Raw genomic sequence first — 6,074 nt, forward strand, 5'->3', positions numbered from 1 at the left:
TGGTCTTGGCTCAAGAGCCGCATCCGCAAACAACTCGACCAGTTTAATTGTTTGCGAGATGCAATCGAGCATGTCTTATGCTTGTCGTCCTAATTACCTTGGCGATTGCTATATTTATTAGTTGAACGAAGAGGGCACAGAAGAAGCTAAAGCAAGCTTAGCCAAAGAATTGATTCTCCTAAGGTTGGTGTGTCATGGCGCGAGGAGCCGCTAGGAGCGGCATACGCGAAAGCGATCGCTACTTGATAAAATGCGATTAAGTTTACCAGCTAAAAGCCGAACGGCTGATAGCTAAGGGCTGGTGTACCATGCGCGATTCTGATTTTACAGATGTTTTACAGTGGACGCCGGAAGCAAAGGCAAAGCTGAAAAATATTCCTTTTTTTGTCCGTTCCCAAGCGCGTCAGCGAATTGAGCAGATCGCTCGTGCAGGGGGTTTGGAAGTTGTCACCGCTGATTTAGTAGAGCAGGCGCGGCTAGAATTTGGGCAGTGAGCGCATCGCCCTTGGTATGGCGCTTGCTATGGTATTGGATAAGTTATATCGCATCCTAGCAGCTACTTTTGGGTGCCGATACCGTCGCAGAGACTTCTGTCGCTCTTACTCACATTAGGGTTGTTCTCCAAATAATCGCGTACCCAATCGCAACCGCGCACCAGTAAATCGTCCAGATCCAGATTCCACCGTTTGATGGTGTTGTCATCACTTGCAGAAGCCAAAGTCTTGCCATCCGGGCTGTAACTGACGCTCATGACTGCTGCGCGATGCCCTTGGAGGGTCGCAATCTCTTGACCCGTTGCCAGATTCCACACTTTGATGGTGTTGTCATCACTGGCAGAAGCCAAAGTCTTGCCATCCGGGCTGTAATTGACGCTCCTGACTGGTGCGCGATGCCCTTGGAGGACCGCAATCTCTTGACCCGTTGCCAGATTCCACACTTTGATGGTGTTGTCACTACTTGCAGAAGCCAAAGTCTTGCCATCTGGGCTGTAACTGACGCTAATGACTGCTGCGCGATGCCCTTGGAGGGTCGCAATCTCTTGACCCGTTGCCAGATTCCACACTTTGATGGTGTTGTCATTACTTGCAGAAGCCAAAGTCTTGCCATCCGGGCTGTAACTGACGCTCCAGACTGCTACGCGATGCCCTTGGAGGACCGCAATCTCTTGACCCGTTGCCAGATTCCACACTTTGATGGTGTTGTCATCACTTGCAGAAGCCAAAGTCTTGCCATCCGGGCTGTAACTGACGCTATAGACTGCTGCCTGATGCCCTTGGAGGGTCGCAATCTCTTGACCCGTTGCCAGATTCCACACTTTGATGGTGTTGTCACTACTTGCAGAAGCCAAAGTCTTGCCATCCGGGCTGTAACTGACGCTCATGACTCCTTCGTTATGCCCTTGGAGGGTCGCAATCTCTTGACCCGTTGCCAGATTCCACACTTTGAGGGTGTTGTCACTACTTGCAGAAGCCAAAGTCTTGCCATCTGGGCTGTAACTGACGCTCCAGACTGCTTCGTGATGCCCTTGGAGGGTCGCAATGGGTTTACCCGTTGCCAGATTCCACACTTTGAGGGTGTTGTCACTACTTGCAGAAGCCAAAGTCTTGCCATCTGGGCTGTAACTGACGCTCCAGACTGCTGCGTGATGCCCTTCCAATCGGTTGCGCTCTCTCACCCCGTAAACCGCCTGTCGCAGTGCAGTTACAACTTGTATCTCGATATCTGTTTTTGCTCCACCTGCTTGCTTGAGTGCGATTCCTGCCCGTAAACCTTCTATTAGCGCATCAAACTCTTTATTTGAAAAAAATAGTGCACCGGAATAACGACTAAGAGCATCAATTTGCCCTATCTGAAATTCTTTTAATTTCTCTTCACTAAGTCTTCGTTGCTCTTTCTCCTTACTCAGTTCTGCTAATAGTTCAGCTCCCTGTTGCTGACGAATAAATGCCACCAGATAATCGTGAACCAGTTGATAGCGGTCTCCGGCAGATTCTGGCACTCGCACCACTAACCCCGAACTCAGTAAAATCCCTAAAACTAAAGCCAGATTGTCAGCTTTTAATTCTAAAGACTGTGCCAGCTCCGCACGAGTTTTCAGAGGACGAGTATTATTTTCATCGGTGAGCAAGTATAAAACCAGTTGAGCTAGTTTTCTGTTTTCTTCAGAGCCGCAATCTTGGATAACTTCTGCTAAATGTCGCTCCACCAGTTCTACTTTCGGGTTGTCCCCCAGACACCGATACTGTTCTAAAGTGGTAATTTTTTCTGACTGGAGTTGTGCCCCAACAATTTGCAACTCTATCGGACGTACCGCTTTCAGCTCTCCCGCCAAATCCTTCACCAGTTCCTCTATCAACGCTGGCTCTAAGTAAAACTTGGAGCGTTTGGTTAAATTTTCAATAACTAACTTTGCCTCGGTACTTGAAAAATCTCCTAAATAATACAGAATATTTTTATCAAGTATGTTGTTGTTAACCGCAGCCATTTGATGGATACGATTGCATTCCAACAAATAATGTAAATAATCCTCCCGCAAAGCCAAGATAATCTTTACATAAGGAATATCCAGGCAGGCTTGCAAAAAATCATAAAAATCTAATCTTTTAGTTTGCTCTCGGTAAACAAAGAAGAACTCTTCAAATTGGTCAAATATCAGAACAGTTAACAGATTACAATCTGCATTCTTTCGCAACTGTTCAATAATCGCCGCCGTTGAATTTAAAACTTCCCCTAACAGGGCTTGAAAAGGCAGACTAATTGGCTCTTCTTGCTCCCCCCTGATTAAGGGGGACTGGGGGGAATCTTCATGGCATTGCGAGATCGCCTTTTCTTCCAATCCCTCCGCTAAATCCCTGCCCAATGCACTAACCCAATCAGTGTAAAATCGCACTACAACAGGTAAAGCATTTCGCTCTCCAATTGGTTGCTGTTTCAGGACTGGAACTAACCCTGCTCTCAGAATCGAACTTTTTCCTACCCCTGACTGACCGTGAATTACGATTAGTTTATGTTGATTACTACTAATTCTTTCTATTAACCGCTTAACATCTTGTTCCCTCCCAGAAGCAGCAATTTCCTGAGAAATGATTGCTTCCTGACCAGTTTGTAATAATGGGTGAATTACCTGCTGTTTTGGTTGTAAATGAGACGTACCCGCAAAAGCTCGAAAATTGTATTGAAACTCAGTTGAAATTCTTTCTCGTTTAATTTCAAAGGCTTTTAAATATTCCCCTTTCTGGTAATAAAGCAATTGCAACTCTTCCAAAATATCAACATGAAGTTTTGGATTATACTGTGGAATTGCTTCTTCCCTAGCTTTTTCTAAGTTAACAACAGCTTCTTCAACTAAACCTAAATGCGATTGCGATCGCGCTAAAATAAATCGATATAAACCCCGCTTGTATGGCTGAATACTTGGAATCCTATCTAAAGTTTGCAATGCTTGTTGAGCTAATTGATTCGCATCATCCCAGCGCGATTGCTCTAGAGCTACTTCTGCAAAAAAGCCGTAATCTTGAGCTAATTGGCTTAAATCTCCGTATTTTTGGTGTAGATTAACAGCTTTTTGGGCAAGAATTTGTAAATCTTCCCATGCTTGTAGCTGTCGCAAAACGTCACCAAGTTTACTAATATGGCTAGCGACCAAATCCGGACGTTCAGCTTGCTCAAAAACATCAAGGCATTGCTGAAGATAATAGCAGATTTCTTCCCAATACCGCTGATTTTGTTCAGCCTTGCTGTAATAACATAAGGCAATATTAAGTAGCAATCTACCTTGCTGCTCTAGATGTTTCCTTTCCTGCCAATATCTTAAACTTTTTTGATAATGTTCTATAGCAGCATTTATTTGATTATTTGCATAATCATCTAAGCCGCGACAAAATTCTAAACCCGCTTCTGCCTCTGGCTCTAATTCTTGTCCGCGACTTTGCAAATCCTGAAAAGCTGCTTCTATTTCACAGCAAGTTTCTAAATTAGTAATTACATTGCCAGTAAATAACGCATCTGTATTTTGCTTCAAAAAATCAATTAACTCATCAGTACAGAGTGCAAACTCAACACTCGTTGCCCAACTCTCAAAATCTGGTGCTAAGCGGATCAACTTTTGTAGAACTTGGTCGTTAACCCACAACACCAGTGGGAACGGAAAATTTTGGCGAAACTCCTCCCTTACTTGGTTGGTTGAAGTGAGAACCGTGTTGAGGTCGTTCACCGACTCCAAACCAAAAACCATCACGGCTGACGGCTTTTCATCTCCTAGTTCTGCAAGTAGGATTGTGTAGAGTGTCTTGACAGATGCAGGCAAGTTTAACTCTCGAATCTTCACTGAGGATAACTCCCGCAGGCGTTGCACCATGTAATCGCGCAACGCCCCATAGTTACACCGCGCCAAAATTAGCCGAAATTGCCCTTGAGACAGCCTAATTGCCCGTACCAGGGCCTTCAGCGAACTCTCGTTATTAGCAGCAACATCTTCCAGTTGATGCGAGTTAGTCATAGCTGAAGTTCTTTCGCTTCTCGCAAAATTGGATTGATATCAAACCAAGACCCATCTTCGTCTCGGTATTCAAATACAAACATATCGCGCACTAAAGTTTGGTATCGTTCCTCTCCTCTTAAGCTTTTCTGTTGTGCCACTTCCCGCAGCAATATCCATTCATCCTCAGTGAGTGCCAAGATTAGCGCATTCCGGCGTTGCCGAATCACCCCTTCAAGGCAATCCCGCGACAGAGGTGGATCGTCTCGCTCAAGACAGCGGGAAAGCAGCACCAGCAGGTTCCGCACATGACCGCCACTTACACGGCACAGGCGGGCTAAAGTTTCAGGACTATCAAAAACTTCTGTAATTTTATTGACACGCTCTACTACATTTACGTCGGGGAAGGCTCTTGCCAGTACCATCTGTTGCAGCAGCGCCATCCCCTCTTTTGATTCACCGCCAGAACGTACCTGCACGGGCACCATCGGCAACACCTTGGGATCTCCCCCAAATCGATTCGTCAGCCTTCCTAAAGCGTTTGAAAAAATCAACACCAGTGGAATCGTATAGACCACATGGCAATTCAGCTGGTTGAGTTGTTCTCCCCGTTCTACAAATAAATATTCTGGCTGAATTTGCCCGGTTGGCTTTACCGAGTTTTCCAGTCGATCCAGATTATCGATAATTACTACCAGTCCTTTTTTGCCTTGCTGCTTAAGTTTTTCTCTAGCAACTCCAAATAGTTCCTTGTTAATCGCTTCTAGAATCCCATTCGTGCGTGGTTCTAAATATTGCCTTAACTGATTGCGAAGCTTGGGACTATCTTTAGTTTTAGCAGTCAGCTTGCCGATGCCCACAGACAACTCAGCTTCCATCGAAACATCTATCGGTGTCTGCAAAAAGTCTGCTATTTCAGTAAATAAATTAGTAAAGTAGCCTGGTTTAAGCTTGATTTGAATCGCTTCCAGGCTTGCACTCACCTGACGAGCGATCGCCAGCATGATATCTGTAACATCAACGTCTGCCATTTCCAAGACTTGGCTAGACTCGAAATAAACGACATGAAATCTCTGCTGTTCTAAATCAGCCTTAAGTTGCTGCAATTCTGTAGACTTGCCACAGCCGATATGTCCTGTAAACAATTGGCAGGTCGGCTTATCAGGTGAAAGACGGGTGACGGTTCGTCCCAACTCGCGGATAATATTGCCACCGCGCACTGAGGAGAAATCGATGTAATACTTTCGCTCCTCGGCATTGCCCATGTTCAGAGGGCTAGGGTTACACGCCTGATAAAACCTCTGCAAATCCAGTGTCATGAATTTCCTCGCAACCGGGCTGATCTTTACTCTCTACCGCCGCCATTCTACCCATTCCGTAAAACGCTTTGAGCGCTCAATGGCTCAAGGCATCCTGCTGGGAAGTCCTGCTTCAACAAGCGATCGCACCCGCAATGATTACGCTAAGCGATCGCTTCTTCTCAATAGACCTCTTGCATGAATCAAGAAAATGAGCCAAAAGTAGGTAAGCGTTACTGAATCTGCTCATGCTCTACCAACAGTTGAAAGTCCTCAATCCGAGCGCCTTCAGACGGGCG

4 protein-coding genes and 1 pseudogene are annotated in these 6,074 nt (G+C 45.6%); 3 read left to right on the top strand and 2 right to left on the bottom strand.

Features of this window, described 5'->3' with window-relative positions:
- Both H6F50_RS27375 and H6F50_RS23995 read left to right on the top strand, forming a co-directional pair.
- Window positions 1-93, top strand: a pseudogene (locus tag H6F50_RS27375) (IS630 family transposase); the annotation flags it as partial.
- Between the two features lie 215 nt (window positions 94-308).
- On the top strand, window positions 309-494 hold the full coding sequence (locus tag H6F50_RS23995) for a PCP reductase family protein (protein WP_190430618.1): 186 nt from the start codon (window positions 309-311) through the stop codon (window positions 492-494).
- Between the two features lie 62 nt (window positions 495-556).
- Here the strand turns inward: H6F50_RS23995 and H6F50_RS24000 are convergent, their stop codons facing one another.
- Together H6F50_RS24000 and H6F50_RS24005 are read right to left on the bottom strand one after the other, a co-directional pair.
- Window positions 557-4,498, bottom strand: coding sequence for an AAA family ATPase (locus tag H6F50_RS24000; RefSeq protein ID WP_190430619.1), 3,942 nt, complete (start codon window positions 4,496-4,498; stop codon window positions 557-559).
- A complete protein-coding gene (locus H6F50_RS24005; protein WP_190430620.1) occupies window positions 4,495-5,796 on the bottom strand; it encodes a P-loop NTPase fold protein in 1,302 nt (433 codons plus the stop codon). The genes H6F50_RS24000 and H6F50_RS24005 overlap by 4 nt, the downstream gene beginning before the upstream one ends.
- Between H6F50_RS24005 and H6F50_RS24010 the strand changes: the two genes are divergently transcribed.
- Window positions 5,795-5,977, top strand: coding sequence for a hypothetical protein (locus H6F50_RS24010; RefSeq protein ID WP_190430621.1), 183 nt, complete (start codon window positions 5,795-5,797; stop codon window positions 5,975-5,977). The genes H6F50_RS24005 and H6F50_RS24010 overlap by 2 nt on opposite strands.
- The last annotated feature ends 97 nt before the right edge of the window (window positions 5,978-6,074 follow it).

Origin of the sequence: Coleofasciculus sp. FACHB-712 (assembly GCF_014695635.1) — a bacterium.
In the GTDB taxonomy this organism is placed as follows: Bacteria; Cyanobacteriota; Cyanobacteriia; order Cyanobacteriales; family FACHB-T130; genus FACHB-T130.

Excerpts from the sequence above, each read along its gene's own strand:
- H6F50_RS24005 (WP_190430620.1), bottom strand. The coding sequence starts at position 5,796 with ATGACACTGGATTTGCAGAGGTTTTATCAGGCGTGTAACCCTAGCCCT.
- H6F50_RS24000 (WP_190430619.1), bottom strand. The coding sequence starts at position 4,498 with ATGACTAACTCGCATCAACTGGAAGATGTTGCTGCTAATAACGAGAGT.
- H6F50_RS23995 (WP_190430618.1), top strand. The coding sequence starts at position 309 with ATGCGCGATTCTGATTTTACAGATGTTTTACAGTGGACGCCGGAAGCA.
- H6F50_RS24010 (WP_190430621.1), top strand. The coding sequence starts at position 5,795 with ATGAATTTCCTCGCAACCGGGCTGATCTTTACTCTCTACCGCCGCCAT.